Origin of the sequence: Vibrio sp. 1731 (assembly GCF_033339955.1) — a bacterium.
In the GTDB taxonomy this organism is placed as follows: domain Bacteria; phylum Pseudomonadota; class Gammaproteobacteria; order Enterobacterales; family Vibrionaceae; genus Vibrio; species Vibrio alginolyticus.
On the sequence record NZ_JAWOVO010000015.1, the window covers coordinates 57370 to 81542 of the forward strand.

General features: G+C 43.5%; 22 protein-coding genes. 12 read left to right on the top strand and 10 right to left on the bottom strand.

From position 1 onward, the window contains the following. Positions 1-245: 245 nt before the first annotated feature. Positions 246-437, top strand: a complete 192-nt coding sequence (locus R7035_RS16945; protein ID WP_005376351.1) for a hypothetical protein — start codon at positions 246-248, stop codon at positions 435-437. A 186-nt stretch (positions 438-623) separates the two neighbouring features. On the opposite strand, the gene R7035_RS16950 is transcribed toward R7035_RS16945, so the two are convergent. The 4 genes from R7035_RS16950 to R7035_RS16965 all read right to left on the bottom strand — a co-directional run bounded on the left by R7035_RS16950 (position 624) and on the right by R7035_RS16965 (position 5480). Beyond that, on the bottom strand, positions 624-1181 hold the full coding sequence (locus R7035_RS16950; protein WP_005376350.1) for a PhnA domain-containing protein: 558 nt from the start codon (positions 1179-1181) through the stop codon (positions 624-626). Positions 1182-1469: 288 nt separating this feature from the next. Further along, entirely contained in the window at positions 1470-1679 is a 210-nt protein-coding gene (locus tag R7035_RS16955; protein ID WP_017634171.1) for a YgdI/YgdR family lipoprotein, read from the bottom strand. Between the two features lie 136 nt (positions 1680-1815). Further along, positions 1816-4224 (bottom strand): VolA/Pla-1 family phospholipase, encoded by a 2409-nt coding sequence (locus R7035_RS16960; RefSeq protein WP_262651270.1) that lies wholly within the window; start codon positions 4222-4224, stop codon positions 1816-1818. Between the two features lie 20 nt (positions 4225-4244). Further along, positions 4245-5480 carry an outer membrane protein transport protein gene (locus R7035_RS16965; RefSeq protein ID WP_005376347.1) on the bottom strand — a complete coding sequence of 412 codons (1236 nt, stop codon included), beginning with the start codon at positions 5478-5480 and terminating at the stop codon, positions 4245-4247. Between the two features lie 422 nt (positions 5481-5902). Between R7035_RS16965 and R7035_RS16970 the strand changes: the two genes are divergently transcribed. Then, positions 5903-6931, top strand: coding sequence for a site-2 protease family protein (locus R7035_RS16970; RefSeq protein ID WP_005376346.1), 1029 nt, complete (start codon positions 5903-5905; stop codon positions 6929-6931). Positions 6932-7007: 76 nt separating this feature from the next. Here R7035_RS16970 and R7035_RS16975 read toward each other — a convergent pair whose 3' ends face one another. Next, a complete protein-coding gene (locus tag R7035_RS16975) occupies positions 7008-7796 on the bottom strand; it encodes a M48 family metallopeptidase (protein WP_017634168.1) in 789 nt (262 codons plus the stop codon). A gap of 201 nt (positions 7797-7997) precedes the next feature. Between R7035_RS16975 and R7035_RS16980 the strand changes: the two genes are divergently transcribed. The 5 genes from R7035_RS16980 (at position 7998) to cutA (ending at position 11043) form a co-directional block, all read left to right on the top strand. Continuing rightward, positions 7998-8432, top strand: coding sequence for a hotdog fold thioesterase (locus tag R7035_RS16980; RefSeq protein WP_005376340.1), 435 nt, complete (start codon positions 7998-8000; stop codon positions 8430-8432). Positions 8433-8438: 6 nt separating this feature from the next. Beyond that, a complete protein-coding gene (locus R7035_RS16985) occupies positions 8439-8672 on the top strand; it encodes a DUF3389 domain-containing protein (protein ID WP_005376338.1) in 234 nt (77 codons plus the stop codon). 79 nt (positions 8673-8751) lie between these two features. Continuing rightward, the gene (locus R7035_RS16990; protein ID WP_017821931.1) at positions 8752-10461 is read left to right on the top strand and encodes an SgrR family transcriptional regulator; all 1710 of its coding nucleotides are present in this window, start codon (positions 8752-8754) and stop codon (positions 10459-10461) included. Further along, a complete protein-coding gene (locus R7035_RS16995) occupies positions 10445-10696 on the top strand; it encodes a hypothetical protein (protein ID WP_005376334.1) in 252 nt (83 codons plus the stop codon). The genes R7035_RS16990 and R7035_RS16995 overlap by 17 nt, the downstream gene beginning before the upstream one ends. A gap of 14 nt (positions 10697-10710) precedes the next feature. After that, positions 10711-11043 carry a divalent-cation tolerance protein CutA gene (gene cutA, locus R7035_RS17000; RefSeq protein ID WP_054575994.1) on the top strand — a complete coding sequence of 111 codons (333 nt, stop codon included), beginning with the start codon at positions 10711-10713 and terminating at the stop codon, positions 11041-11043. On the opposite strand, the gene R7035_RS17005 is transcribed toward cutA, so the two are convergent. Continuing rightward, positions 11005-11601, bottom strand: coding sequence for a DUF2238 domain-containing protein (locus R7035_RS17005; RefSeq protein WP_017821932.1), 597 nt, complete (start codon positions 11599-11601; stop codon positions 11005-11007). The genes cutA and R7035_RS17005 overlap by 39 nt on opposite strands. 242 nt (positions 11602-11843) lie before the next feature. Here R7035_RS17005 and R7035_RS17010 point away from each other — a divergent pair, with 242 nt between their 5' ends. Both R7035_RS17010 and R7035_RS17015 read left to right on the top strand, forming a co-directional pair. Continuing rightward, on the top strand, positions 11844-12683 hold the full coding sequence (locus R7035_RS17010; RefSeq protein WP_005386285.1) for an isopenicillin N synthase family dioxygenase: 840 nt from the start codon (positions 11844-11846) through the stop codon (positions 12681-12683). Positions 12684-12811: 128 nt separating this feature from the next. Beyond that, positions 12812-13432 carry a DNA-J related domain-containing protein gene (locus tag R7035_RS17015; RefSeq protein WP_005376328.1) on the top strand — a complete coding sequence of 207 codons (621 nt, stop codon included), beginning with the start codon at positions 12812-12814 and terminating at the stop codon, positions 13430-13432. 79 nt (positions 13433-13511) lie between these two features. On the opposite strand, the gene R7035_RS17020 is transcribed toward R7035_RS17015, so the two are convergent. The 4 genes from R7035_RS17020 to tesA form a co-directional block, all read right to left on the bottom strand. Next, positions 13512-15167 carry an ABC-ATPase domain-containing protein gene (locus R7035_RS17020; RefSeq protein WP_262651276.1) on the bottom strand — a complete coding sequence of 552 codons (1656 nt, stop codon included), beginning with the start codon at positions 15165-15167 and terminating at the stop codon, positions 13512-13514. Between the two features lie 71 nt (positions 15168-15238). Further along, positions 15239-17152: a sensor domain-containing phosphodiesterase gene (locus R7035_RS17025; RefSeq protein WP_017821934.1), complete on the bottom strand. Its 1914-nt coding sequence runs from the start codon at positions 17150-17152 to the stop codon at positions 15239-15241. A 180-nt stretch (positions 17153-17332) separates the two neighbouring features. Then, positions 17333-18532, bottom strand: a complete 1200-nt coding sequence (fabV, locus tag R7035_RS17030) for an enoyl-ACP reductase FabV (RefSeq protein ID WP_171342934.1) — start codon at positions 18530-18532, stop codon at positions 17333-17335. 82 nt (positions 18533-18614) lie between these two features. Continuing rightward, positions 18615-19217 carry a multifunctional acyl-CoA thioesterase I/protease I/lysophospholipase L1 gene (gene tesA / locus R7035_RS17035; RefSeq protein ID WP_318146201.1) on the bottom strand — a complete coding sequence of 201 codons (603 nt, stop codon included), beginning with the start codon at positions 19215-19217 and terminating at the stop codon, positions 18615-18617. Between tesA and R7035_RS17040 the strand changes: the two genes are divergently transcribed. The 3 genes from R7035_RS17040 (at position 19216) to R7035_RS17050 (ending at position 24155) form a co-directional block, all read left to right on the top strand. Beyond that, positions 19216-19908 carry an ABC transporter ATP-binding protein gene (locus R7035_RS17040; protein WP_047101137.1) on the top strand — a complete coding sequence of 231 codons (693 nt, stop codon included), beginning with the start codon at positions 19216-19218 and terminating at the stop codon, positions 19906-19908. The two genes, tesA and R7035_RS17040, sit on opposite strands and share 2 nt — an antisense overlap. Continuing rightward, positions 19908-22364 carry an ABC transporter permease gene (locus R7035_RS17045; protein ID WP_258509111.1) on the top strand — a complete coding sequence of 819 codons (2457 nt, stop codon included), beginning with the start codon at positions 19908-19910 and terminating at the stop codon, positions 22362-22364. The genes R7035_RS17040 and R7035_RS17045 overlap by 1 nt, the downstream gene beginning before the upstream one ends. A 351-nt stretch (positions 22365-22715) precedes the next feature. After that, positions 22716-24155 carry an FAD-dependent oxidoreductase gene (locus R7035_RS17050; protein WP_138940264.1) on the top strand — a complete coding sequence of 480 codons (1440 nt, stop codon included), beginning with the start codon at positions 22716-22718 and terminating at the stop codon, positions 24153-24155. The last annotated feature ends 18 nt before the right edge of the window (positions 24156-24173 follow it).

A 24173-nucleotide genomic window follows, 5' to 3' on the forward strand; every position in this document is an offset into this window, starting at 1 on the left:
TATTGTTAAACATATGTTGTGAGTTAAGGGTCGATTATGCAGGGAACGTTCAGTTATTCAATGTAATTACAGCAATTGTGATTATTTATGCCATTATTGTTCATTTGTATTTTTGAGTTTTGTAATGAGTTTGTTTTATTAGAAATTCTAATTTGAATGGGTAAAATTTGTCATTTCTTAAACAATAAGAAACTGACTAATATACAACCAACTAAACAGACTACTGCTTTTAAAGAGAGGCAATCATGGCACAAGCAATGCAGATGACAAATGTAGCTTTACCAACCTCTATGGATAAGAAAACCTACGCGGTTAACTTCAAAGGACTGATTGCTCACTTACTGGACATTCTATTTGTAGATAACACTGCGCCACGCAGTTACTACGCAGAAGACTTGTCAGCACATATTCAAAAAGACATCGGTATGTACCGTTAATATTGAAATAGTGTAAGAAATACCGGCCTATGAGCCGGTATTTTTTTTATTTGTAAAACATGCCTACTCAACCTACGCCCTAGAAAAGAAACACTCTAGAGGAGGTAGACATGATAGTAGATTAAGTGTTGTATAGAAAAACGGAGCACCATTGGTGCCCCGTTTTGACTTGACTGAAGTGAGATATTACTTCTTGCGGCAGTATTCTGCGATCACGTACATCGACTGACCACCATTTGCCTTACCCGAAACTAGCTTTGGATCATCGCCAAGGCTAATACCACGAATCACTGTACCTTGTTTGATTACTTGATTAGTGCCTTTTACTGGTAGGTCTTTAATTACTGTTACATCGTCACCTTTCTTAAGTTCAGTGCCGTTACAGTCAACCGTTTTATCGTCAGCAGACATTCCTTTCATCGCCCAGTTCATTTGCTCTTCTTCCATGTACATCATGTCAAGAGCATCTTGAGCCCAGCTTTCTGTGTTTAGGCGAGTGAGTTGGCGCCATGCGGTCACTTGTACAGCAGGAACCTGGCTCCACATGCTTTCGTTTAGACAACGCCAGTGGTTAATGTCTTTTGGCTCATCGATCTCACCCAGACACTTATCACAAACCATGATGGCAGTATCAACCGTCACATTACCGTGAGGTGGGACAGCGTATGCAGTTAGTTGAGATTCAGAAGAACACAGTTCACATTTTGACTCGCAGCGCGCAAGCAGAGTAGCTTCAATAGACATAAGGACTCACCTTAGTAATGTTATTTTGTGGCGGTATTATCCACTTTATCCTGAGAAATAAAAGGGTGTTAGCGAATTAAAGACTAGATTTTACAATACTCCAACCTGATTAAGGTGAAGATGTAAAATATTCGCTAAATAAATAATACGGAAGTATAAAAGACACTATTAATTGTTTTGGCTTATGAATTAGTTGTGTCAATTCTACAACGATTACAAGCCTAAAAGAGGTAAATTTAGAGAGAGGGTGGCTAGAACATAGCCCTCTAATTTACAGAGGGCCTGTCGTTAACGTTCGACAATCTGGACAATTTGCTCTTTTGAAATACTCATTTCTTTACCATCCATGTCTTCATATTCGTACATACCCGTTTCCTCGTTCAGGTCTGGTTTACCGTAAGAGGTAATAATTTTCCCTTCATTTGTCGACATCAGATATTGGCTACTTCCGCATGCAGAAAGAAGTAATACAGTGGCAATAACAGTCAATACGCGCATAGAGTTTTCCTTTTAAACAAGTGAGTTAGGCAAAGACATCGATTTAACTATAGCAGAGGAAATATGAGTGGGTTTGAATAGAATTGAAATGAAAAAGCCCAGTAGAAACTGGGCTTTGGTAGGAAGGGTGTTGCGATTACTTCAAAACAGAAGTGTTAGTGACACCTGTTAGTGCGTCATCCATTAAGAAGTCAGTGTTTTCCATCTGCATCTCTACATGATGATCAATATCAGACAGAGTGCCATTTGGCGAAGCAAAAGTACTGTGCGATGCAGTAGCATTAAACTGTACAAAGCTCGCAGTTGCATTCACATCAGTGTCCGTACTGTTCACAGTCTTCAACCCTAGCTTATTAGCAAGCGGTTCAGTACCCGCGAATGGTGCATTTGGAACGCTGTTTGGTACTGTGCTATCGCCATCCACTTCTGTCATAAAGAATGGTGTCGTTAGCGAACCAGATGCCACTAAATCTGAAGCGTTTGTGAACGGATCGACAGTGTCTAGTGTAGTCTGTGCTGCATAGATAAATTGTGAGAAACCTGCTTCTAGCGCTGCTACTTGAGCTTCCGTTGCCGCAGCCTCAAATGCTTCGTAACATGTTTTATCTTCTAGATCCGCACATGATGCATCAGCGTAAGTCGCATAGTCTTTAGATGCTGCATAAGCGAGGTTATGTTTGATCTGAGGGCCGTAATTGTCTGAACCCAGTAACAAATTACCAATTTGTCCACCAGAGTTCTGTACTGATGCAGAACTAAAGGTGTACAGTGCATCCGCAGTAGGGCTGCCCAATGTATTGTTTGCTGCTGCGACGGCAGATGTAGCGACAATACCGCCAAGTGAATGACCTAGCATTTTGACTTTTGAACCCGTCATTGGGTTGAAGCCTTGCAGAGGACCTCCAGCTAAAAGACCGCCTTGAGCAGATACTACCAAGCTAGCGCGCAAACCTAACACATCCAGAACACTTTGACGTAGGTTGTCACGCGCAACGGCTAAGTTGGAAAGATTTAGATAAGCCAGTACATTCGCATTTGCGGAACGTTGTTCATCTAAGCTGCGCGTACCATGAATAGGTAAGTCAATAGCGATAACTGCCACACCTGCTTTTACCATATTGAACGCGAACGCGTACGCATTCTCTTTCGCTGAGGTGATGCCGTGTTGATAAATCACAACGTCTGTCGCGACGCCAGATTTAGGTGTGAAGACCAGTACTTCGACATCTTCAACCGATTTCACTACGGGAACAGGCGAGTAGCGAGTAATAATACGCTCACTATCAAGCTGGGTACCATCGGTAAGAGTAAGCTTAGCTCCAACAAGTTTTAGCTGCTCTGTAGGATCTGTAGCAAGCTTTGTCACATCAACAGGATCATTTGCAAAAACGCCTGTTGATAGCTGCTGAACCATGTTTGCTTGCTCGTTCGGATCCGCTAATGCTGCGCTTAGCTTCGCTAGGCTTGGCATCGCAGATACCATTGGTTGCATGTTCCAGCTTGCGCCTTTTTCCAAGTAATGAGGCAGTCTTACCACACCTTGTGTCACGCTTACATCGGCACCTGATTGCATGTAAAGGCCTTTAATTGCCGTTTTAGCTGCGTCTAGATCGCTAATGTATTTACTAAAGTCATCGTCAGAGTCTAGCGCAGTGCTAAAGTCTTGGGTTTCACCGAGCGTTATTGTGTAGGCCGTTGATAAGTCTACTGAACCTTCGTTTGAGTCATTTTTGTAAACGGTATTTAGTGTGTTTGCGCCAGTAGAAAAACCAGTAGCGGTTACTCCTTTGACTGCCGCTAACGTATCACCTACAGACTGGGTACTGAACCATGAGGAGTAAACGATGTCGTTAGGATTAACTTGAGCTAGACCAAAAATGCCTTCAACCGCCTGAGTGACTGCTTGAACAGAAGCAAGGTCGCCAGTTTCATAAACGATTTCTTTCGATTTACCAGTCGCATAACTTGCTGATGTACCAATTGGCTCACCATTCACGTCAGTAACATCTTGTGTAACCGCAAAAATGTACTCGCTTGACTCATCAAGTGCAGCCAAGAACTGGATGTATAGAGAGCTACCTTTTGCTTGAACTACGTAGTCCTGATTCTGAACGAGTACCTCTTCGATTGGGTTAGATTTACCGTCCCACTCGGTTAAGCGTTGGTTAATCTTGATGACTTTAACACCAGACGACAGCATGCCCGTTGCAAAACCGTCGCCGTTGAAGTTAAGAACGATTGGCATAGACGTTGACCATCCATCCATCGTGTTCATTGAGGCTCTAGGGTTGGTTAAAGCATCATCGCCATCAGTTGGCAGACCAAGCGTACCATCGCTTGTGTCCATTAATAAGTAAGACGGTGCCGGTACATCTGCGTTCGCTCCTTGAAGCGTAAAACTGATGGATGTTTCGCGATCAAGCAATGCTTGGACTTCATCTTCAAATTGAACTTTGTCGGAAGTACCAGAGCTGGAGGTATCATCACCACAACCAGCAAGAAGGATTGCAGAACAAAGCATTGATAATTTAAACGTGTGTTTCATTGGTTTACTCCGTAATCCCATTATTTGAAGGTGTAGTTCATCTGTACCGCGCTGATGTAAGCAGTACCTTCTGAGTCAAACTTAATCTCTTCACCCAGAGCATTTGTCTCAGTGAAAGAGCCTGATTTACTCTTAACAAGTGCAAAGCCTGCATCGAAAGTTAAATTCTCACTCATTGCGTAAGTTAGGCCCGCGCTGTACCAAAAACGGTCACTGTCAGGGATACTCAATGTCGCTTCACCTGCTTGTTCGTCGTACGCAAAGCCTGCACGGAATGTCCAGTCTGTATTAAGTATGTAAGTTGCACCAATGGAGTAGCGATTGTTGTCTTCATATTTCTCAGGTTTAAAGAAACATACTCCGTCATTACATTCGTTACTGGTCGCTTTTAGTTCTTTAAATGTGCTCCAGTCGGTTTGTTGCCAGCCGTAATGTACAGCCCATTGTTCATTCAGTTGATGGAAAGCCGATAATTCGATAATTGAAGGGAGAGAGATTTTTAAACGGCCATCAACTTTTGGTGATGAAGCTCGACCAGAGTCGTAACTACTAAACTCACCGTCATCAAAATCTAGATCAACCTTAGAGCGGTAGCCAAAGCCAAAACGGTTGTTTTCATTTAGCTCAAATAAAGCGCCGACATTCCAACCCCAAGCGAAAGTTTCGCCTTCCATGCCGACAAGGTTATCGGACTTATTACCACCTAAAATACCGGCGAGTGCGCCTTTGTGACGAGTCAGCTCTGCTTCAGCGTATACGAGGTTGATACCACCACCGACACTGAAAGACTCGTTGATACGGTAAGCGACATTGGGGTTGATGTTTACTGAAAGTAGGGAAGTGTCACCCGCCATATCACCTGCGGAAATATCATTTGGATAGTCGGTAGCAACACCGTATGTTGTGAACATACCGATACCCCAAGCCCAGTTATCATTGATAGGGCTGATGTAATAACCTGCTGGCACGATCTGTAAAGGAGCGACATCTTTCGCGTGTTCATTGTTTACAGTGTCGTACACATCGACTTCAGGGTCGATGATAGATAACGCGCCCGAAAATTGAGCTTCTTTGAAAAGTGTCATTGCTGCAGGGTTACGGGCAAGGACGCTGGCATTATCTGCGACAGCCCCTTCACCTGAAAATGCTCGACCAAGACCAGATGCCGAATGTTCAGCTACCTGGAAGCCCGCTGAGTGGGCATTACACGCAAACAATATTGAAATTGTAAGCAGAGAGCAGTGCTTCTTGTTCATCCTTGACCCTCCTAGGGTGTCATAATGCTGGACCGAAGTCCTTGTAATTGTTGTGTGGTACTTACACCAATTGTTAATACGCGAAATACAACGGTGATGTAAATGTAATGTTAATTGTATGTTTAATAACTTGTCAAAGTTTGAGCGTATTTTGCGTTTTAAATATGATGCATAGGTCAAACGATGGCTTGTAAGGGCATGTATTATCGTTATATTTTTGAAGAGAATGGTACGACCAGAATTGTTTTGCGAGCTTTATAGTTAAATAACGATCAAATCAAGAGATAGCTCGCTTTGCGGTTTCTTCACTTCACAGGCATAATTCGCGCTCGCTATGTAGTTATTCAATAGACGCAATAGGAACCGCATTGGAATTACTGAATGTTGAATTTTTAGGTCGTTCGCTAAGGCTCGAAGGATCGATGGCTGGGTGGCAGCAGTTATATTGGGATAATACGTTGGTGTCTCAAATCGATGCCAGTGACAATACCGCAGAGACTTGTCTACACCAGTTTAAGCTCTCTGCGGGTGAGGAAATCCTGAACTGTCATTTGGAGTGTTCTTTAACATGGCAACCGTTTGAATTGAGTTACAAGGTCACAATTAACGGTGAGCTCATCAATGAAGGTTGTCGAAATGAAAAAGACATCGAGCGCCAAGTGCCAGAAGTTACGCCACCATCCGAAAAGCGTTTAAGTGTAATAGGCCTCGTATCTCTTGGGATGAAAGCACTTAAAAGTGCGAAAGTTATTAAAGTGGCGTTAGCGTCTGCAAGTCTCGCTGCATATTCTTGGCTATTTTCCATCGAGTTCGCGCTAGCGTTGATCGCTTGTTTGGTTTTCCATGAATATGGTCACATTAGAGCGATGAAGTATTTTGGAATGAAGACCAAAGGAATCTATTTGATTCCATTCCTAGGTGGTTTGGCGCTAAGTGACGAAAAGATAAACACGCGCTGGCAGGATGTGGTTATCTCAATCATGGGACCATTTTTCGGTTTAGTACTTAGTATTGTTTTTACTTTGCTTTATTGGATGACTGGTGAGGTGATCTTCGCTGGGCTTGCTGTGTTTAACGCCTTGCTAAACCTATTTAATCTGCTGCCTATTTTACCATTAGATGGTGGCCATGTGCTCAAAAGTATTACCTTCTCAATGAATACTTGGGTCGGGTTAGTTGGCAGTATTGCGACCGCTTTATTAGGCATTTTTATCAGTTACTATTTCGGTCTGACGTTGCTAGGGTTTTTATTGTTAATGGGAATGTTGGAAGTGGTGATGGAATGGAGAGCTCGACATCAAAGCCATTTATTGCCATTAACCCGTTATGGGCAGCTATTCTCACTGGCTTGGTACTTGGTCTCTGTCGGAGGTTTTGTTTCTATCATCTGGTATTTTGCCACTCTCGGAGATAGTTTGTTAAGTTTGCCGCTACAGATATTGGGCACTTGATTAGAATCATTAAAAGCTCCCTAGGGAGCTTTTTTATTTGGCAAGCTTAAGTATAGTAGACGATAGTAGCAATGAATTAGCCACATCTTGGTGCTTTCGCGTTATACGCAGGCAGCTTATTTATGGTTGCTTGTAAATCTTTAATGCGCGTACTGTGCGATGGGTGGGTTGAGAAGAATTCAGGTGGTTGAGAACCACCTGATGCAGCACTCATATTTTTCCATAAATCGACACTTTGACGTGGGTCGAAACCTGCTTTTGCCATGAATTCCAGCCCGACAATATCAGCCTCGGATTCCTGAGTACGACCGTATGGCAAGATAACACCGTATTGAACACCGACACCAAGTGCCGCCATCGTCATTTGTTGATACTGTTTGTACTCGGAAGCTCCAATGGCAACGTTTGCTAGAGACAACCCGGCATTTGCTAACTGACTTTGTGAGAGACGTTCATTACTGTGGTCAGCGAGGACGTGAGCGACTTCGTGACCAATGACTGTTGCCAACTGATCTTGGTTTTTCGCGACATCTAAAAGCCCGGTATACACGCCGATCTTCCCACCTGGTAGAGCAAACGCATTGACTTGTTCACTATCAAAAACAACGACTTCCCAGTCTTTAAATCCAGATTGAGCGGGAATGGTGTCAGTGATGTGTTTGGCAACGCATTGAACGTAGGCATTCGTTTTGCGATCTTTGCTGATTGGGATATCTTTCTTCATTTGTTCGAAAGATTTAGCGCCAAGCGATGACATTTCCTGATCTGAAAACATCAGGATCTGGTTGCGACCCGTCGGTGATGCGCTACACGCCGTTAAACCCGCGATAGTTAAAAGAGCAGAGGCTTTCATCCATACCTTCATAACAGGCTCCATTTAATTTTTTGTTTTGAAGCAATAGTATATACCCAAATAGTAACATGATGCATGGATCAAGTTATTCATCTGATTAATAAAGAAGGTGAGATGTTACGTCTTGAAGTTATGCCCAAGTAGCGTCTATGCTAGCTTCCTAGCACATCGTTACAACCTAACAAACCAGTTTGTGAAACTAAGAGTAAAACAATGAGTATATGGAAAAAGCCCGTAAGCATAGAGATTCTGAATGCCACGTCAAAAAATACCCTGATCGAGCACCTACAAATTAAATATACAGATTTCACTGACGACTCCCTTACAGCAACCATGCCCGTATGCAGCTTTACTCATCAACCTTTAGGAATGCTTCACGGTGGTGCATCAGTCGTGCTCGCAGAAACATTAGGCTCATTAGCTGCAAACTTCTCTGTCGATGAGGGCAGCTACTGCGTCGGTTTAGATATTAACGCGAACCATGTGCGAGCCATGCGAAGTGGTCATGTGATTGGTACGGCAAAACCGCTTCATCTGGGTATTTCAACGCAAGTGTGGCAAATCGATATCACTGATGAGCGAGGCCGTTTAGTGTGTACCAGTCGCTTGACCATCGCTGTGAAACAACACAAAACAAAGTCGGTATAAACTAAGATGGTGATTGAGTTTTCATTAGGAAAAATCATTGCAACCCAGCGTGAAATAGTGATTAAGCTCTCCGGCAGTGCAATGGTAACCTTGCAAGCGCAAACCGATGCAATTCAGTTGCTGGGTAGAGGAGCGAACGTTGTTTTATCTCATGGAGCAGAGTGTAAATGGTCTATCAAGCTAGACAACGAGGAACAACTGGCTGAACTTTCGCGAGAAATTGGTATCGATATTCAATAATTTATAGTGTGATGTTTGCACTTTTTGGTAAAAATGAGGAAACTTAGCTTATCGACAACAAGATAAGAATTTCCTCTTTATGAGTAGCCCTCGTTTACGTGTTCAGTTCGAAACACTGTTTGAAAAATTTTCCGGTCACGATACGGACGTTCAGCTCGAAGACATCACCGAAGCGTTGTTTTGTACACGTCGTAATGCTCGTATTGTTCTAAATAAACTTGAAGAAGAGGGCTGGATTGAGTGGCATCCGGCAGCGGGTCGAGGAAAACTTTCGAAACTCGTTTTTAAACGTAATCGAAGCGATGTCAGCGAAAACCTCGCCAGGCGTTATCTCGATGAAGGGAAAATCGGTCAGGCTCTAGATGCGCTTGATAACGATGCGGCACGATTGACGCAGGTTATCCAAGGTTATTTAGGGCTTCAACATCGGCAGGGCGAGCAGGTCGTGCGTTTGCCTTATTATCGACCATTGTCGATGTTAAACCCGCAGAAACCGATGCGGCGTTCTGAACAGCACATCGCCAGACAAATTTTTAGCGGACTCACTCGCCTTGATGAAAATGAACAACTTCAACCAGATTTAGCCCACACGTGGGAAGCAATTTCTGATACACATTGGCGTTTTTATCTTCGTCGTGGAGTACGCTTTCATAATGGTGAACCGTTAACAACCAGTTGTGTTCTTGAGAGTGTGCTTGCGTTAAATGGCTTGAACTTGTTTTCTCACATAAAGCGGGTGTCTTCACCACAAGAGTGGACCGTTGATATTGAGCTCGTCCGTCCTGATCGCTACCTTCCTCTGGCTCTGAGTGAGTCGCAAGCAAAAATTTTGCTACCGAGTGCTTTGCGTTCTGAAAGCTTCGATAGACAACCGATAGGGACAGGGCCGTTCCAAGTTAAAATGAATGATGATAAGCGTCTTATTTTGACTGCTTTTGATGGCTACTTTGGTTTTCGCCCTTTACTTGACCAAGTGGAGGTGTGGGTAATTGATGAAGCCTATTCTTCAATGGTTTATCCAAGCCTGTCAAAGCCGAAGATGGATAAACAAGGTTCATCCGATGAAGTCGAGCTGGACCCTGGCTGTACATTCCTATTACTAAACAAAAACACCGGGATTGCAAAAGATCCACGTTGGGCAGAGTTCCTCTCGCAAACCCTCAACAGTCACCAGATTTACTCGCATGTTCCACAAGATAAAGTGATGGAACTGGGAGTATTGCAAGCCTTTGGCCTTAAGCCTGGTTGGATTGATCTTAGGCCAGCAGAAGCGGGCAGCGTACCACAGGCTAATAAGGTAATTTCCGTAGCGTATCAGAAAAAGCATCCGATGTTTCCAGTAGTTGCCAAGGCCATCAAGACACTCTTAAAACCGCACGGTATAGAGGTTGAGTTTATTCGTTATGATTCTCAACCGCCCGCACCGGAGGAAGTGGATATCTGGGTGAAAGCTATGGGCATTGCAACGAACCGAAATGACGCGTTGGCGGGCTGGCTCCTGGATTACAGTGATATTGAGAAGTTCAGTTCAGGTTACGATTTTAGTGAATGGGCTAAACTTGTCGATCAATGGCGTGCCGGCATGCACACAGACTTTCCTGCGCGTGAGCTAGGACGACAGTTAGTAAAAAGCTGTCAGGTGATTCCTATGTTTCACTGCTGGCTAGGCGTGAATAAAGACCACAGCGGTGCGTTACAAAATGCAAAGTGTAATGCCTTAGGTTGGTTTGATTTTAATAATGTATGGGTCAAACCGGATATAGAAAGTAACCATGGCGAAACCGAATAAAAAACAACCGACGAAAACCGTCGATATCTTTTGCTCTAAATGTAAAACTCAACTATTTAAGTACCGTAAAGGCGGGAAAGGCGCACTGGTTAAATGCTTCAAAGAGCGCATTGTTGACGATTTCACACAAACCCCATGTATTTGCCCCGCTTGCGGACAAGAGTTTGCAAGAGATACTTTAGTAAGAGGAACCCCCGCTTACAAAATGATTGGCGGCAAAGTGACGATGAAATAATAAAGGGCTAGAAAATGAGTATTAAACATGACTATTGCATGGTTTTAAGTACAACCAGTAATGAAAAAAATCGAGATCAGATCATTAAAGGTTTGCTAGATGCACAATTAGCCGCGTGTATTCAAACAATGCCTATTGAAAGCCACTACGTTTGGAAAGGGGAGGTTTGTACTGACAACGAATGGTTGCTGGTGATCAAAACTCGTCGAGAGCTCTATGAATTGGTGGAAGAGAAAATAGAAAACCTGCACGAATACGAGGTCGCTCAAATCGTACAGGTTCCAATTGTTGATGGGTTTAACCCTTATTTAGAATGGTTGAGAGAATCGACGTTGAGCCGACATTAAGAATAACGACAACACTGCACCAACGGTATCGCACAACATATCTTTCTGGGCGTCCCATATGTCACCTTGCGAGCCCAGAAAGGCAATTCCCTCATCGCCACCAGCCAACTCCGCATACCACCATTCGATAATCTCATAGCCAGCAGCAAGTGACATGATAGCAAACAAAGCAAACCAGCAAGAGAACGCTTTGTTGAACCGTTTTTTGTTTATCAAGTATTCAGCGATCGGATATGCGTAAAGGCCAATTGAAAAGTGCGCAATGCGGTCAAAATTATTTCGCTCTGAACCAATCATGTCGTTAAACCAGTCAAACGGCACTTCGGAGAACGTATATTTCGCACCGATAGTGTGCAAACAGAGCCAGATGAACATTAAAAAGTAAGCCGTATTACTGAACTGATAGCGAATCGAAATCGCCCAAATAGCAACAAGAATACCAATCGCCGGGATAATCTCCGCAAACCAAACTGCACGTGAGTTAGGTTCCAACGCAGAAAATAAAAACACGATGGCATAAAAAATCGTTAATCCTAAGAGTGTCGAGGTGCTTTTCATAGAGTTATTTGATCCTTCAATTTATCTTACAGTGGGACTCCATAGATTGTGTTAATGATTGCACTTAATTGAACGGTGTGCAATTGATATTTTAATGGGTTTTTTGATCACTGAAAATGTTGATTTATTGGCAAACTGCTCAACATTAAAACGTTTGCGCGTGCACTTTTCATTAAAGTTTGATTTACAACATGCCCATCCATAGAATCCATGATTCAGTCTAATAAAAAAGAAGTAAAGCCATGAAACTGGAAACTGTCGATTATCTTGCTGACGATGCTGCTCAACAGTTCGTTACCTCTCTACGCGAAACGGGGTTCGGTGTGTTGAAAAACCACCCGATTCCACAAGAGCTTGTAGAGTCAATTTACAAAAACTGGCATGAGTTTTTCTGTTCAGAACAAAAGAATGATTTTCACTTTAACGTAGACACCCAAGATGGCTACTTCCCACCTTCTGTGTCTGAAGTGGCGAAAGGGCACAAAGTGAAAGACATCAAAGAGTACTTTCATGTTTACCCTTGGGGTCAGATCCCAGAGCAGCTTAAAGCTGAAATCTTAGAGTACTACGAGCGTGCCAATGCATTTGCTCAAGAGCTATTAGGTTGGGTTGAAGCGTACGCACCTAAGGACGTTCAAGAGAAGTTCTCTATCGCGTTGTCAGAAATGATCAATAACAGTGACAAAACATTACTACGCGTGCTTCACTATCCACCGATGACAGGCGAAGAAGAGCCAGGCGCTATTCGTGCTGCTGCGCATGAAGACATTAACCTGTTAACGGTTTTGCCTGCTGCTAATGAGCCTGGACTGCAAGTAAAGAGTAAAGAGGGTGATTGGATCGATGTACCATGTGACTTCGGAAACTTAATCATCAATATTGGTGATATGCTTCAAGAAGCGTCAGGTGGTTATTTCCCTTCAACGACTCACCGTGTAATCAACCCTACGGGTGGCCGTCAAGAAAAGTCACGTATTTCATTACCGTTGTTCCTGCATCCAAAGCCGGAAGTGGTGTTATCTGAACGCTACACTGCACATAGCTACCTTATGGAACGTTTACGTGAGCTAGGGGTTATTTAACCTTTACGTGATCTCCTTACAAAGGCCGATGGTGAATGACTATCGGCCTTTTTGCATTTATGCTACAAAGTGGAAATTATGTTTTTTGTGCCGTGAATGGGGCCCTAAACTCGTGTCAGAGAGGATGAATGGAAGGACAACGTACTGTCAATAGTATTGAGCCTCATGCAATAGAAAATCCGCTGCTTTGGCCAATGTTAGAAATTCTGAGAAAACAGCCCTCTAATTGGAAAGTGCACACCTTGGCAAGCTCGTTGGGTGAACAAGGTTATATTTCAAAGCTGGACGACTCTCCCGATAAGGATTTATTCAAAAGAAATTTCCTGATCATGAATGCATTATATCAACTGCAAGACACTCTGTATCCGGATAGCTGGCTTCAAGTCGAAGCCATGGATATTCAGCTCATGTCTTCGATGGAAGCTTTGAGGCATAAGATCGATATTCATGATCCTTTGCGTGAGTATTACTTAGATTGGCGCAATTACGAAGCGGACGAAGATGAAGTGCGTCGACTGTTGAATGAATTTTGGACAACTTATCAAAAGTTCATCGGTGGTTCGTCAGTAGCCAGCGTAGATAAGACAAAGGCACTGTCACTATTTGAACTTAACACTGACGCTACGCCTGCGGAAATTAGAAAACAATGGCGAAAACTCGCGCTTCGTTGGCATCCTGATCGAGAAAATGGCGATGCAGAAAGATTTAGAGTTCTTTGTGAAGCGTGGAATGTACTGAGAAACGAATGATTCGCTAAGAATAAAGATAAAGGAAGGCAGCTAACTATAGCTGCCTTTTGATTGAACTGTCTCTGTCAGCGTATCAAAACTAGCATGATGACTTAAACTGAGATTTTCGCATGCGGTTGAGGGCAGCCATAACGTCTAGTGTGCGTGGTTTGGCTAAGTCGCCTTGCTTAGGAAGAGCGGCATGCCACTCACCAGACAGCATTTCTTCAATCTCCTTCGCCGGATGATTACACCAACCTGGAAGTTGAGCAATTTGGAACCATAACCAGCCAATTGTGTTGACTTCATCGGCTGACTCTATCTGTTCCAAAGCGCTAAGATCAGTAAACTCTTTACCAAATCGAAGTGACTCTTTGCCTTTCGCATTCACACGGAACTTGCCGTCAGTAAGAATATTCATCAACGCAACGCGGTTCAGTGCTCGAGGTGGGAAGGTCTGTAAACGTTCTTCTGACTCGTTATGGCGTTGAGTAGGGTGCTGAGCGATAACTTCTTTCGCTTTTTCAGTCACGTCAACGGCTTGGTAGTCGTGCATTTGAATGACGGTATCGGCAACGTCTAAGTAGTCGCCCGACCCACCCATAACGATAATGGTAGAGATATCAAGATCATCTCGTAATTGACCAATGCGGTCGACGAGAGGAGTAATTGGCTCATCACCTTTTGCCACCAATGCCTGCATACGCTCATCTCTAATCATGAAGTTGGTAGCAGAAGTATCTTCATCAATCAATAATGTGCTTGCACCCGCTTCAATAGACTCTTGAAGCCAAGCGGCTTGCGACGTTGAGCCTGATGCGTCTTGAGTAGAAAAGTCCGCCGTATCTTTACCCATCGGTAAATGGTTGATGTAGTTCGACAGGTTCAAGTGGTGTACGCATCGGCCATCTTCGGCACGAATCTTCATAACCTTGTTATCGGCAACAATGTATTCGCGACCATCTCCTGGAATATGATCGTAAATTGAACGCTCTATTGCATTTAATAAGGTAGATTTGCCGTGGAAGCCGCCACCTACGATCAGTGTGATACCTTTTGGAATTCCTAATCCTGTGACATGGCCCTTGTTTGGCGCATGTAAAGTGACTTGTAGAGATTCAGGGGCTTTAAACTCAACGGCTTCTTTCATTGGAAGGTCGCAATTACCTGCAATTCGAGGAAGAATACTGCCGTTTGCGACAAACGCGACTAAGTTATTGGCCTCTAACTGTTCTCGCAGGGCATCTTGGTCTTCAACAACTTGGCAGTGCTTAATTAAAGCGGCTTTGTCGAGTTCACGCTCTAAAGTTGCTCGACGGATAAACTTAGGCAGGTGGAAAGTCAGTATGTTGTTGGCTTTTTTCCCCAATACTGAACGACCTTCGGCTGGTAAGTTAACTCGAAAACGCAGTTCAATACCTTCTTCAGTAAACAACACCGCGGTGCTATCCAGTACAGTTTGGCCTGTCAGTGAAATTGATACTGAGTTTTCTTGTTTAGCAAACTGTTCAAAACTACGCGCAATAAAATCACGTGCAGCTCTTTGAAATGCAGGAGACTCGTCTCTTAGCCACTCAAGACCAGTCAAAGACCATGCGCGAGTCGCACGAAAACGTGACGCCGATGCATAAGGGTCACCCTGTACATGATCGATAAACAAAGTGAAATCAGTGAAGTCGTATTGACCTTTGATTTGCTGATAAGCTCGGTAGTTCTGCTTTTCAATTTTCTTAAGCGTGGCAGTCAACTGATCCATGAAGATATTGGCCTTTTAATAGAAGCGGGCGGCGATTATAGAAACCACCGCCCTCATAGTAAAGAGAATGCTTAGGAAGAGTAGGCGTATTGCCCGCCAGAAAGGCGCTGATTAAACAAACTTTGCTCAAATTCATTACAAGGCATAGGTTTACCATAAAGAAAACCTTGTCCGATATCACAACCCTCACCAATAAGAAACTGCTCTTGTTGGTGGGATTCAATGCCCTCGATCACTACTTGGAGTTCCAGTTTTTTTGCAATGTGTATGATTGAACAAATGATCTCGCGATCATCATCTGACTTTTCCATTTGCTGGACGAAGCTTTTATCAATTTTGATGGCATCAAACGGATATTTCTTTAAATAGCTGAACGAAGCATATCCTGTACCAAAATCATCAAGTGACAATGTCACACCTAGTTTATGCAACTTATTTAACGTTGTGCGTGCTACTATTTCATCAGCAATTAGAGCGCTCTCGGTTACTTCGAGTTCGAGAAAGTGTGCTGGCAAATGGAAAGTGTCGAGTAGGTGTTGCACTTGTTCTGCAAAATTTACGTTTTGTAATTGAATGGGAGAAACGTTGACGGCAATTTTGAAGTTATCGATTAACTCAGACCATTGTTTCGCTTTGTCTATCGCGGTACGCAGAACAAAAGAGCCAACTTCAAAGATAAGCCCGTTTTGTTCGGCCATATGTATCAATGCTTCGTTGGAAACGTCGCCAAGTATTGGATGTCTCCAACGAAGCAAGGCTTCTGCGCCAATCCATTTACGTGTTTTGGAGTCTACTTGAGGTTGAAAGTACAACACTAAATCGTCGTTACGCACTGCTTGTAAAAGGTAACTTTCCAGTTCATTGTGACTATTGAGATCCGCCGAATGATTTTCTCTAAAATAACTAAAAGGTTCGCCGGATTCTTTACATAGAAGCATCGCGTAACATGCATGTTGAAGGATACGCTTAGCATTGCTGCAATCTTTGTAAGCTTGAACTATACCGATATACGTGTGCAAATGTATTTCTGTTTTGTTGAAGACAAATCCATCTACGCTAATTTTAGTGATATCATCTAATAGTTGATTTAACCGAGCTTCAATATCCTCTCCCCAAATCAATAAAACCATGTCATTCGAACTTGGTCTACCAGTGATAAATCCGCTAGCACCGTGTCTGGTTAATCTGGAGTGAAATTCTTTTAAAATGTTGTCAAAGACCTCGAACCCGTGCCTGGTCTGAATACTGCGAGCGTTACTAAAACCAATGTTGATGACCACAAGCGATTGCTGATCACTATCAAGGGACTGTAAGGTGTATTGGACAATGTTCTCAAGTGCAGAACGATTTAGAAATCCAGTTCCCTGATCATGTGTTTTTTGGTAGCTCACTTGTTTTTCCGCGGCTTTACGGCGATCAATTTCTTGTGTTAAGGAGTAACTTAACTGGGCTAAATCCGTGGTACGATTTTCAATTCGACTCTTTAGCTCGGTGTTAAGTCGCTGAAGTTTATGTTGTTGGTACACAACTGAAAGCTGTGCTTCGATTGAATCTTTGAAAGTTTCAAGCAACTGACGGTAACTATCGTTGTACTCGTTTCTCTCAGAGTCAAGCATACAGATTGTTCCAAATGACTCCCCATTTGGCCAGAATAGCGGTAAGCCGCAATAAGAAATCATGCCTAGTTTGATGTCTGGGTTATTTTGCCATTCTTCATCTTCAAGCGCATTGGGGATTACAAGCTCGCCTTTCTGTTCTATAACTTGCTCGCAATACAAACCGTTACCAAGCTGCTCTGCATCGCCAGTACGATAAGGATTACCTAGAGTTTCGCTAGATGTATTTACTTCTATGCGATCCGGATGGATACGCATAATTAATGTGGTGGGTACGTGTGTTATTTGAGCCAGTAAGTTGACGATTTCTTGCCAACTTCTTCGCATAGACTCAGGGATTTCGTAGTCTAATGTTTGCAATCTCCCCATATAGGTCATCCTTTACGTGGTTTCACTTCCTGTGAATTAAAAATGCAGACTGCTCTATTTTGTTCTCGCTTTTTAATTAAGTATAGGGTGGCTAGGGCTCGAAACAAAAAAAAGTCCTGAAAAGTGTTCAGGACTAGGAATAGTTGTCACATATCTCATCCTTGAAACAGGTAACAAGCATCAAGGCTTAAGCGACATTAACGATTCAATAGAAATGTCTTGCGAATAGTCGACATCTTCAAAGTTAAAGCCATTGAGCTTCATAAACTCATCTTTAAAACCTTGGTAATCACCAATCTCTCTAAAGTTATCAGCATTCATCTGTTCTAAAAGAGCGTGGACTTCTTGTTGAACTTGCGGTTCAAGTTCCAAGTCATCTATTCGAATCAAGCGTTCACCGTCAACTGGCACTTTCTCTTGATCGTATAACTTCGTAGTAAACAGTCGCTGCATTTGTTCAATACAGCGTTCGTGAGTACCTTTTTCCTTCATCACTCTATAAAGCGCTAACAGGTAGGGACTTAGCGCAGGGATGAATACACTGGCTTTCGTCACCAACGCCTTACACACGGTTGCGTAAGCACCGCCGTCAAAGTTGGCGAGTTTGAGGTTTAATGAATGACTGGTTTGGTGTAAATCGATTTTCGCTCGACCTAACGTACCATCGAGATAAATTGGGTGCGTAATGTCAGGGCCCATGTAAGAAAAGGCGATGGTTTTGCAGCCGTTTGCAATAGAGTCGTTATTGATGAGTGTGTCAATCCAGCTTTCCCAGTCTTCGCCGCCCATTACTTTAATGGTGGCATTGGCTTCCTCTTCTGTTGCAGGCGTTAAGGTGGTTTCTATCCACTTATCGTTCTCCAGCATGATAGAAGCGCCAGTGACAGGTTCACCAATCGGTTTAATGACACTGCGCCAAAACTCATCAGATTCAGGTTTAGGTCGAACACCAGTTGCCAAGCTATAGATGACTAAGTCAACTTCACCCTCAAAGTACGTTTCAATGGCTTCAATCACTTGATTGCGCACCGAACCAGAGAATGCATCGCCAACAATATTTATTGCGGTACGCCCGGCTTGATTTGCTTCCTTCTTAAAAAAGACGTTGTTATACCAACCCGCACTCCCAACCCCTTTCTCTGAAGGGCCACGCTCAAATGAGACGCCAATGGTATCGGCGTTAGCGCCACCGAACGTTAGGGCTATTCGGGCCGCTAGGCCGAAACCAGAGGAGGCACCAATAATCAAAACCCGTTTTGGGCCTTTTTTGATCTGTGGTGCGCGTTTTACGTATTCAATTTGCTCTTTAATAGATGCATGACACCCTTTGGGGTGCGCAGAGCGAGCAACAACACCTTGAATTAACGGTTCTATTCGCATGTTGTTATCTATCCTCGATGAGTGGAATTGAAAATAGATTAACGTAAAGTTACGTAAAACTTATTGAGCTAGACCATTAAAATTAGAGATGTTTAATTAATTCTTGAGCAACGAAATCAGCGATCCAAGGTTGTGCATCTGGTTTTGGGTGAAGGCCATCATCCATCATCCATTCTGGTTTGGTGACAACATGCTCTAAGAAGAATGGCATCAAGGCAACTTGTTGATGCTGTGCAAGCTTAGGGTAGATATCGTAAAACATATCGCTATAGCGCTTACCATAATTAGGTGGAACCCGAATTTGCATCATGACAACGTCCGCACCAGAATCTTTTACCATGGTAATCATTTTTGAAAGATTCGACGTAATAAGTTTAGGAGGGAAACCTCTTAGGCCATCGTTGGCACCTAACTCAATAAGTACCATGTCAGGGCTATGCTGACTTAGCAACTGAGGTAACCGTGCTAAGCCATTGCCGGTTGTATCGCCAGAAATGCTGGCATTAATAACTGTTACATCTTGACCATGTTCTGACAACGCATCAGGGAGTAAGCTAGGCCAACTCTCTTCGATCGGCATCTGATAGCCTGCACTCAAGCTATCACCCAAGACAAGTAGCTTTTCGCTCGCATGTGCAGTAGCGGAAAAACAAAAAAATAGAACTAAGGAAAGTATACGAATCATGCAAACACCTGTACTTAATGCACCTATTGTTCAAGCCAATTTGGTTTCTAAACAAGTCTCTACTAATCAAGAACAATTAACAATCCTCAAAGACGTAAATGTTGACATCCGAAAAGGAGAAAAAATCGCCATCGTCGGAACTTCCGGTGCAGGTAAGTCAACATTGATGACGTTGCTAGCTGGTCTTGATACGCCGACATCAGGCGAAATTACTTTATTAGGTCATGAATTATCAAAACTGGACGATGAAGCACGTGCGAAAATTCGGGCTGACTCTTTAGGTTTCGTTTTCCAAAGTTTCTTGTTAATCCCGAGTTTGAGTGCATTACGTAATGTCACGCTTCCTTGTCTTTTACGTGGTGAAGCCGAAGATGAAGCAAGAGCAGCGGAATTATTAGCTGCTGTTGGATTGGAAAAACGTGTCGACCATTTACCAAGCCAGTTATCTGGTGGTGAACAACAGCGAGTTGCGCTAGCGCGTGCATTTATGACACAGCCTGAGCTGTTGTTCGCAGACGAGCCTACCGGCAATCTTGACCATCAAACCGCAGACAAAGTGATTGAGCTGCTATTCGATCTTAATGAACAGCACGGGACAACTCTGATTTTAGTAACACACGATGGTCATCTAGCAAGCCGATGTGACCGTATCTATCGTATGGAGGCGGGTGAGCTTAAGGAGGAGATGTAATGTCTGCAGTATCATCAAGTGAAGCAACATCCACAGAGCAAAACAGTACAACACAGCACTCGTCGAATAAAAGTTTGATACGTTGGAGTTTCGGCGAAATAAGGCAGGGGAATCTTTGGCCTATTAGCGTTGCTCTTATTCTCGTGATTGCGAGTATCTTTGCGCTTTCTGCATTAGCAGAACGAATGGAGCAGGTGATCGTCAAGCAGGGGAAGGATGCATTAACGGCAGATGCGGTGTTTGTGTCTGCTAATCCCATTCCGGACACGTTGTTAACCTCGACTGAAAACCTTGAACGTTCGATGATGACGCGATTTGCCACTATGGCATTTAGCGATAATGGTATGCAGCTTATTTCTGTAAGGGCGGTGGATGATAATTACCCTTTAATGGGAGAGCTCGTTCTTGAAAATAATCCGGCCGGTCGCGTTAAAGAGAACCAACTCTGGCTTGATGAGCGGATTATGACTCAACTAAACGTAAACTCAGGTGACAGCGTCACGATAGGCGATGCCGAGTTTACTGTATCAGGCGCAGTATTGATGGAACCTGGCTTGAGCTTTAATCCATTTCAGCAAATGCCTTCTGCATACATTCATCAAAGTGACGTAGATAAAACAGGAGCAATTCAAGTTGGGAGCCGAGTTCAATACCGTCTGTTTTTACAAGCCGATGATAAAACACTAAAGAGCTTACAAGATGATACGCAGCTTTCTCCGAGCGATCGCTGGCGCACGCAAGATACTGCCAGTCGTAGTAATGAGGTTTTTGAACGCACGACGCAGTATCTGTCGTTGACCGTAGCGATTGTCATCATTATGGCAGCGACAACATTGGTTCTTACTTGTCAAAATTACGTGAACAGCCGGACACAAACTATCGCGATGTTGAAAAGTCTTGGTGCGAGCCGCCGATGGATTGAAAAGTGGTTATTTATTCAAGTCACAATCCTTCTCATTAGTGCCAGTGTCGTCGGTCTATTGTTAGGGAGCGGGCTGGAATATTTATTACGTATTCCACTCAAAGACTTATTACCCGACCCACTCCCTAGTTACGGCGTCACACCATTTTTGGTGGCATTTATCTCAGCAGTCTTGATTACGGTGCCTGCTCTCGGTATACCACTTTTAGGCTTGATTAAAACTCCCGCGTTAGAAGTGCTACAGCAGGGTAAAGCGCAACGTTCTTGGAAGCGAATGTTACTTGTTCTAGTGCCCGTTATTCCATTACTTTTACTGTATGCTGATAACACCTTAGTTTGGATCGTGCTCACTGGTATAGCGGTACTGTTTGTGGTACTCGCAGCAGTTAGCGTCACACTCACAAAGCTGTTTGCACGTATGTCAACCCATTCTGCAATGAAGCTTGCGTTGAGTCGTATCAACCGGACGCCAGTAACCAGCGGTCTACAGTTTGGTGCTTTGGCATTATCTTTGATGTTGCTGTCTATCATTTGGCTTGTGCGCAGCGATATTCTCGCTGATTGGGAGAGAACCTTACCTGCAGACGCGCCAAATGTGTTCGCTTTAAACATTGGTGATTATGAGCTCGATAACTACCTAGAAACCCTAGATAAAAATGGAGTTACGCGGTCCCAAGCTTATCCAATAATTCGTGGACGACTAACAGAGATCAACGGTCAAAACGTCAAAGAGGTTGAGTACGAAGGAGAAGGTTCTGACGCGATACGTCGAGAGCTAAACCTGACATGGGGAGACAGCCTACCAGAATATAATGATGTGCTTTCGGGTGAATGGACAAACAAAGGGAGTGTATCTGTAGAAGCGGATGTAGCAAATGACTTAGGCATCAAACTCGGTGATACGCTGCGCTTTGTAATAAACAGTCAGAATTACGATGCAGTAGTAGATACCATCCGTTATGTCGAATGGCGTGACATGAAGCCTAACTTTTATTTTATTTTCTCATCTGACGTGATGGCTAATTTACCTGGTTCTTACCTCATCAGTTATAGGATTGAAGAAGGAAATGAAGCGTTGTTGACGTCAATGTCACGTGCTCATCCAACGGTCTCTGTTTTAGATATCCGAACTATGGGCGAGAAAATTCAGGCTTTGATTCAGCAAATCGTATCAGCAATCACCATCCTTGCTCTTTTAGGCGTTGTTGCTGGTCTGCTGCTCATCTTTACTCTACTGAGGTTAAGCTTGTCCCAACGTCAACAAGAGATTCGTTTGTATCGCACATTAGGTTCAAGTAAGAAACGGATCAACACAACCCTGTGGGCCGAGTACGGAATTATGGCGTTGATTGCTAGTGGTGTTGCGGTATTCGCTGCGGAAGTTTGTGTGGCCGCAGTCATGACATATGGATTCGATCTCAATGTACAAATTCACCCCGAATTGTGGATAGCTTTACCGCTTGCAACATTTGTTACGTTGGCACTTGTAGTGATGAGTTTGTTGAAAAGATTGTTAACGCCAGTAAACACTTAATCGCAGCGAGTGTTATCAAGTTTGGAACACTCCATGACACTTTTATTTTAGTTATCCACAAAAACAGTGGATAACTTTTGGGATAACTAAATGGGGTAAAAGTGGGGTGTTTCTGCAGGCTTTGCGCCATGGGTCTTACAGTGAAATTCTTATTCACATAGACACAAAAAAGTGTCTTCTTAACCATGTAGTCAAGTACTTTTTCGCAAATTTTTTCCACTTTAATGCACTTTACAGGCGCTGTTGGATATTTCGCAAACCCATGAACTTTTTGTGATTTTAATCAAGTCCAAACACGAGTAGAATCCACCGTTAGTAAAGAATTTTCCTTATAAAATTTTTAGTGAAGCAATGAAGTCTGAGTTTCCAAGTTATAAAGATAAGCATATCGCTGTTGTTGGTGGCGGTGTAGCAGGTGCAACAGCAGCAATTCATTTTGCGGAGCTGGGTTTTAAAGTTTCCGTAATAGAGAAGGGCGTATCACTAGTAAATGGTCCACCCATTTGTCATTTGCATGCTGGTGGTAATTTATATCGAGAGATTTCCGAGCAACAATGCTTAGACTTGTTAGCACAATCTATTGATACTGTTCGCCTGTATCCGCTTTCACTGAATATTCGTCCGACAATCATCGCGGTTCCTCATTCCGATGGTGGAGACCCATCCACACTAATTCCGCGATTAGAGGTTGTGAAAAGTGCTTATCAGACGCTCGTTGATAAAGATCAGAGTAATAAAGTGCTCGGCGAACCAAGCGAATACTACAAACTGTATTCAAAAGCGGAGCTAGAAGCTCTCGCGCAACGTACTCAACCAAGTCATCCTACAAACTTCGATGAGTGGTGTATTCCTTTTGCTCAACATGCTGATCTTGAAGCGCTAAAGTATCCTGTTGTCGCAGTTCAAGAATATGGTTGGAGTGTTTTTCGCCTCGCTGCAATTGCCAACTTAACACTAGATACGCTTCCTAATGCTTCAGTCTTCACACAAGCAACGTTCAAGCAAGCCGATTGGATGGGGGAACACTGGCAACTTGGCTATGAACGTGAAGGTATCGATTACCTGATGACATGCGACTACTTGGTTAACGCGTGTGGCTTTGAAACAGGCTCAATTGACAACACAGTTGGTGCCAAGCGTGACAGGTTGGTGGAGTTTAAAGCCGCTTACGTTACGAGGTGGGCAGACTGTCAACAACAATGGCCAGAAGTTATTTTTCATGGCCCGCGTGGAACCGATAAAGGAATGGCTCAATTGACGCCTTATGGCGATGGTTACTTTCAACTTCATGGTATGACAAAAGGAATCACGCTGTTTGAAGATGGTTTAGTGGAGAGCACGAACTCATCTGCTCAACCTGAACTGCCTATGCCTTTACTCTCGAAGATCCGTAACGGCTGGAGAGAAGAAGTGTTAGAAGAGCGAACGAACAACGCCATCAAACACATGGCACAGTTCATTCCCGACTATCACTCTGCTGTAAAAGGAGGAAAAGCATTATTTGGCGCTCAGCAAATTCCCGGCACAGATCCAGTACTCAGAGCGGCAGATGTGACTTTTGAAGATAACCACTACGCGAGAATAGAGGTGGTAAAAGCGTCATCGACACTACTCGCAGCGCAAAAAATGCTTCAATTCTGGTTTGACATCGATCCTAACCAAAATGTGGAAACACAGCATCCGGTCGCTGTAAAGTGGTCTGAACAAGAGGTCGAGCAGTACGCGATTAAACTCACTCAAGAGCGAGGCTATCCACAAGCTTTAGCAGTGCGTTATGGTATGCCTGCATAATCGGCTGTATTTGGGCTC

Coding starts and splice junctions, on each gene's coding strand:
- R7035_RS17045 (WP_258509111.1), top strand. CDS start 19,908: ATGTCTGCAGTATCATCAAGTGAAGCAACATCCACAGAGCAAAACAGT.
- R7035_RS16990 (WP_017821931.1), top strand. CDS start 8,752: ATGAGTAGCCCTCGTTTACGTGTTCAGTTCGAAACACTGTTTGAAAAA.
- R7035_RS17010 (WP_005386285.1), top strand. CDS start 11,844: ATGAAACTGGAAACTGTCGATTATCTTGCTGACGATGCTGCTCAACAG.
- R7035_RS17040 (WP_047101137.1), top strand. CDS start 19,216: ATGCAAACACCTGTACTTAATGCACCTATTGTTCAAGCCAATTTGGTT.
- R7035_RS17020 (WP_262651276.1), bottom strand. CDS start 15,167: ATGGATCAGTTGACTGCCACGCTTAAGAAAATTGAAAAGCAGAACTAC.
- R7035_RS16975 (WP_017634168.1), bottom strand. CDS start 7,796: ATGAAGGTATGGATGAAAGCCTCTGCTCTTTTAACTATCGCGGGTTTA.
- R7035_RS17015 (WP_005376328.1), top strand. CDS start 12,812: ATGGAAGGACAACGTACTGTCAATAGTATTGAGCCTCATGCAATAGAA.
- R7035_RS17005 (WP_017821932.1), bottom strand. CDS start 11,601: ATGAAAAGCACCTCGACACTCTTAGGATTAACGATTTTTTATGCCATC.
- R7035_RS17050 (WP_138940264.1), top strand. CDS start 22,716: ATGAAGTCTGAGTTTCCAAGTTATAAAGATAAGCATATCGCTGTTGTT.
- R7035_RS16960 (WP_262651270.1), bottom strand. CDS start 4,224: ATGAAACACACGTTTAAATTATCAATGCTTTGTTCTGCAATCCTTCTT.
- R7035_RS16965 (WP_005376347.1), bottom strand. CDS start 5,480: ATGAACAAGAAGCACTGCTCTCTGCTTACAATTTCAATATTGTTTGCG.
- R7035_RS16945 (WP_005376351.1), top strand. CDS start 246: ATGGCACAAGCAATGCAGATGACAAATGTAGCTTTACCAACCTCTATG.
- R7035_RS16995 (WP_005376334.1), top strand. CDS start 10,445: ATGGCGAAACCGAATAAAAAACAACCGACGAAAACCGTCGATATCTTT.
- R7035_RS16950 (WP_005376350.1), bottom strand. CDS start 1,181: ATGTCTATTGAAGCTACTCTGCTTGCGCGCTGCGAGTCAAAATGTGAA.
- R7035_RS17025 (WP_017821934.1), bottom strand. CDS start 17,152: ATGGGGAGATTGCAAACATTAGACTACGAAATCCCTGAGTCTATGCGA.
- R7035_RS16970 (WP_005376346.1), top strand. CDS start 5,903: ATGGCTGGGTGGCAGCAGTTATATTGGGATAATACGTTGGTGTCTCAA.
- R7035_RS16985 (WP_005376338.1), top strand. CDS start 8,439: ATGGTGATTGAGTTTTCATTAGGAAAAATCATTGCAACCCAGCGTGAA.
- R7035_RS16980 (WP_005376340.1), top strand. CDS start 7,998: ATGAGTATATGGAAAAAGCCCGTAAGCATAGAGATTCTGAATGCCACG.
- cutA (WP_054575994.1), top strand. CDS start 10,711: ATGAGTATTAAACATGACTATTGCATGGTTTTAAGTACAACCAGTAAT.
- tesA (WP_318146201.1), bottom strand. CDS start 19,217: ATGATTCGTATACTTTCCTTAGTTCTATTTTTTTGTTTTTCCGCTACT.
- fabV (WP_171342934.1), bottom strand. CDS start 18,532: ATGCGAATAGAACCGTTAATTCAAGGTGTTGTTGCTCGCTCTGCGCAC.
- R7035_RS16955 (WP_017634171.1), bottom strand. CDS start 1,679: ATGCGCGTATTGACTGTTATTGCCACTGTATTACTTCTTTCTGCATGC.